Here is a 4,630-nt window from a genome sequence, read left to right on the forward strand (position 1 = left end):
CAGTACAGGCTCGAGGTTGAAACCGCCGATCCCGAAGGACCGGCGACCAGCTACGAGTTCGACGCCGGCTGGTATGTCTCCTCGACCACCACCGAAACGCCTGACGGCCTCGAAATCGCCCTCGACAAGGACAATTATGCCGCCGGCGAAGTGGCCAAGCTGAAAATCTCGCCGCATTTTGCCGGCGAACTCTTGATCAACATCGGCTCCGACAAGCTGTTGAAGACCATCACGGCGTCAGTGCCGGCCGGCGGCAGCACCGTCGACATTCCGGTCGGCGACGACTGGGGCGCCGGCGCCTATGTCACCGCAACCCTGTTCCGGCCGGGCGATGCGCAGGAGACGCGCATGCCGGCCCGCGCCATCGGCGTGAAATGGCTGAAGGTCGATCCGGGTTCGAAGAAGCTCGCCATCACCTTGACGCCACCGGACAAGACCATGCCGCGCCAGCAGCTGTCGATCCCGGTTTCGGTCGCCGGCGTGCAGCCGGGCAGCAATGCCTATGTCATGGTTGCCGCCGTCGATGTCGGCATCCTCAACCTGACCAACTACAAGGCGCCGGATCCGGAGAACTGGTTCTTCGGCCAGCGCATGCTGGGCATGGAAATCCGCGACATCTACGGTCGCCTGATCGACGGTTCTCTGGGCAACGCCGGCAAGCTCAGGACCGGCGGCGACGGCGCCAACATGCAGGCGCAAGGCAGCCCGCCGACCGAAAAGCTTGTCGCCTTCTTTTCCGGCGTCGTCGAGCTTGACGCCGACGGCAAGGCGCGGGTCGACTTCGACATCCCGCAGTTCAACGGCACCGTGCGCGTCATGGCCGGCGCCTGGACCAAGGACGCGGTCGGCCACGCCCAGTCCGACGTGATCGTGCGCGATCCCGTGGTCATCACCGCCGGCCTGCCGCGCTTCCTGGCGCCTGGTGACGCCGCCGTTATGCGCCTCGACGTCGCCGACACCGACGGTCCGGCCGGCGACTATGCGTTCTCGATCGAAACGACGGGCGACCTGTCGACGGGCGACAAGCCCCTGCCCCAGAAGCTGACGCTCGCCCAGGGCAAGCGCCAGACGCTGACCGTGCCGCTGATCGCTCAGACGGCCGGCAATGCCTCGCTCACCATCAAGCTTGCCCATGCCGACGGTACCAAGGTCGAGCAGACGCTCTATGTGCCGGTGCGCCCGGCGCAATTACCGGTCACCACCCGCCTGGTGGTCGACCTCAAGGGCGATGGCGGCGCGCTTCGCGTCGACAAGGAGCTGCTCGCGGCAAGCCTGCTCGACGGCGCCTCTGTCAGCGTCGGCGTTTCGCAGGCTGCCGCCTTCGACGTGCCTTCGCTGCTGATGACGCTCGACCGCTACCCCTATGGGTGCGCCGAGCAGACCACCAGCCGCGCCATGCCGCTTCTCTACGTCAATGAATTGGCGTCCGGCATCGGCATGGCCAGCGATCCCGATATCCATGGCCGCATCCAGGACGCCATCTACAAGGTTCTGAGCTACCAGGCCTCGGGCGGCAGCTTCGGCCTGTGGGGCCCGGGCTCCGGCGATCTGTGGCTCGATGCCTATGTCACCGACTTCCTGACCAGGGCGCGCGAGCAGAAGTACGACGTGCCGAGCCTGGCCATGAACCAGGCGCTCAGCAACCTGCAGAACTCACTCGGCTACGACCAGAGCGTCCAGGACCGGGGCAGCGAGATCGCCTACGCCCTCTACGTTCTGGCCCGCAACAAGAAGGCCTCGATCGGCGACCTGCGCTACTATGCGGACACGCAGCTCGAAGCTTTTTCCAGCCCGATGGCCGTTGCCCAGCTGGCGGCAAGCCTGGCGCTCTACGGCGATACACCGCGTGCGGAATCGACGTTCAAGACTGCCCTGCAGTTGGCCAAGTCGACCACCGACTACGACTACTACCGCTCCGACTACGGTTCGCGGCTGCGTGATGGCGCGGCGATGCTGGCGTTGGCGGCGGAATCCAAGCCGGTACCGACAATCGTGCCGGAGCTGATCAGGCTGGTGACCAAGGAACGCGCCGAAGCCCGCTGGACCAGCACCCAGGACGAATCCTGGATGCTGCTGGCGGCCCGCGCGCTGAAAGAAGGCAATGATACGATCACGCTGACCGTCAATGGCGCGGCACATTCCGGCGGCTACTCCAACCAGGTCGAAGGCTCTGACCTTGTCGACAGCCCACTGACCATCGCCAACACCGGCAAGACCCCGCTGCAGGCCGTCGTCACCACGGTGGCGTCGCCGGTCCAGCCGCTGCCGGCCGGCGGCGACGGCTTCACAATCAGCCGCACTTACTACAAGCTCGACGGCACCGAAGCCAATGTCACGGAGGCGACTCAGAACGAACGCTATGTCGTCGTGCTCAAGGTCAACGAGCAGAACACATGGCCGTCGCGCCTGCTGGTCACCGACCTGTTGCCGGCCGGCTTCGAGATCGACAATCCCGGCCTGGTCTCCAGCGCCCAGTTGACGAACTTCTCGTGGCTTGCGCAGACCGATGCGGCCCATCTCGAATTCCGCGACGACCGTTTCGTCGCGGCATTCAACCCGGCCGACGGCGACCACGACCACAATCTGACCCTCGCCTATGTCGTGCGCGCCGTGACGCCGGGTACCTATGCGCACCCCGCGGCAACGGTGGAAGACATGTATCGGCCCCAATACTCGGCCCGCACCGCCACCGGCATGATGGAGATCAAGGCGCCGTAAGGCGCTGATGGTGATGGACGCGATGAGCAAAGTGCCCCCTCACCCGCCCTCCGCTTCGCTCGGTCGACCTCTCCCCGAGGGGAGAGGAGACGGCCAGCGCTGGCGCCAGTCTCTTCTCCCCACCGGAGAGAAGGCGGCCGCGAAGCGGCCGGATGAGGGGGCATCTTTACTGCCATGAAGATGCTTCGCAAATTCGCTGTTGGAGCGGCAGGGTGCGCCGGCATCCTCGCCCTTTCCGCCGCGTCCCTCTGGGAACTCGACCGCGCCTTCCCGCCCCCGCTTCCAGCCGAACTCACGGTCTCCACCGAAATCCAGGACCGCGATGGCCAGTTGTTGCGCGCCTTCGCCACGCCGGACGGCTACTGGCGGCTCGAAACCCGGCTCGACCAGGTCGACAAGCAATTCGTCGACATGCTGGTCACCTATGAAGACAAACGTTTCTGGGACCATGAGGGCGTCGACGTGCTGGCGCTGGCGCGCGCCGCCGGCCAGTTCGCCACCAGCGGCCACATCGTTTCCGGCGGCTCGACGCTTTCGATGCAGCTTGCCCGGCTGATCGAGCCGCGCGAAAGCCGCAGCCTCGGCTCCAAGATCAAGCAGATGCTGCGCGCCATCCAGATCGAACGGCGGCTGTCGAAACGCGAAATCCTCGAACGCTACCTGACGCTGGCGCCCTATGGCGGCAATCTGGAAGGCGTGCGCGCCGCCTCGCTGGCCTATTTCGGCAAGGAGCCGAAACGGCTCACCGTTTCCGAATCCGCCCTGCTCGTCGCCCTGCCGCAGCTGCCGGAAAAGCGGCGGCCCGACCGCACTTTGAAGATCGCCCACGCCGCCCGCGACCGGGTGCTGACCCGAATGGTCTCCTCCCGCCTGCTCGGCGAGCGCGAGGCCGCACGGGCCGCCCTCGACGATGTCTCGGACCTGCGCCGCACGCTGCCGGCGCTCGCCGCGCACGCCGCCTATGCGATGTTGCCCAAGGCCGTCCCCGGCCAGCCCTTGCAACTGACGATCCGCAAGAGCGTCCAGGAGGGGCTGGAACAGGTGGCGAGGGACGCCGCCACCAAGCTCGGCCCTCGCCTGTCGGTCGCCATGGTGCTGGCCGACTCCCGCACCGGCGACATCCTTGGCGAAGTCGGCTCGGCCAATTTCTTCGACGCCAGCCGCTCCGGCTGGATCGACATGACAAAGATCGTCCGCTCGCCCGGCTCGACGCTGAAGCCGTTCATCTACGGTCTTGCCTTCGAACAGGGCCTGGTGGCGCAGGAGACGCTGATCGATGACAGCCCTGTCGATTTCTCCGGCTACCGGCCGAAGAATTTCGACATGGGCTACCAGGGCGATGTCAGCATCCGGCAAGCGCTGCAACTGTCGCTCAACGTGCCGGCGATCCGCGTGCTCGACGCGGTCGGGCCAACGCGGCTGATGGCGCGCTTCCGCCAGGCCGGCGTCAGCCCCATACTGCCGGTCAACGAGGCGCCGGGCCTGGCCATCGGCCTTGGCGGCGTAGGCGTCACGCTGCGCGACCTCGTCCAGCTCTACACAGGGCTCGCCAATGGCGGCAAGACGCACACGCTGCATGACGGCACCGAGCCGGCCAATGCCGAGCGCACCAGCGCCACCATCCTCGACGGTCAGGCCAACTGGCAGATCATCGACATACTGTCGGGCGTCAAGCCGCCCGAGGGTGCCCTGCAGCGCGGCATTGCCTACAAGACCGGCACGTCCTACGGGTACCGCGACGCGTGGTCGGTCGGCTTCGACGGCCGCTATGTGCTCGGTGTCTGGGTCGGCCGTCCCGACGCCGGCGCGGTGCCCGGACTGTCCGGTTATGTCTCGGCCGCTCCCATCCTGTTCGACGGTTTTGTCCGCTCGGGCCTGGTCGCCGTCCCCTTGCCGGGCAAGCCGCCCGGAC

The 4,630-nt window shown here is 66.6% G+C and carries 2 protein-coding genes; both read left to right on the forward strand.

Annotated features, from left to right (window positions below; genetic code table 11):
* Positions 1 to 2,718 (forward strand): alpha-2-macroglobulin (locus EN925_RS24220; protein WP_164894359.1); only part of this gene is annotated, 2,718 nt, incomplete at its 5' end.
* 174 nt (positions 2,719 to 2,892) lie between these two features.
* Positions 2,893 to 4,630 (forward strand): penicillin-binding protein 1C (gene pbpC / locus EN925_RS24225; RefSeq protein ID WP_128336987.1); only part of this gene is annotated, 1,738 nt, incomplete at its 3' end.

It is taken from the genome of Mesorhizobium sp. M7A.F.Ca.US.006.04.2.1, from assembly GCF_004022915.1.
In the GTDB taxonomy this organism is placed as follows: Bacteria; Pseudomonadota; Alphaproteobacteria; order Rhizobiales; family Rhizobiaceae; genus Mesorhizobium; species Mesorhizobium ciceri.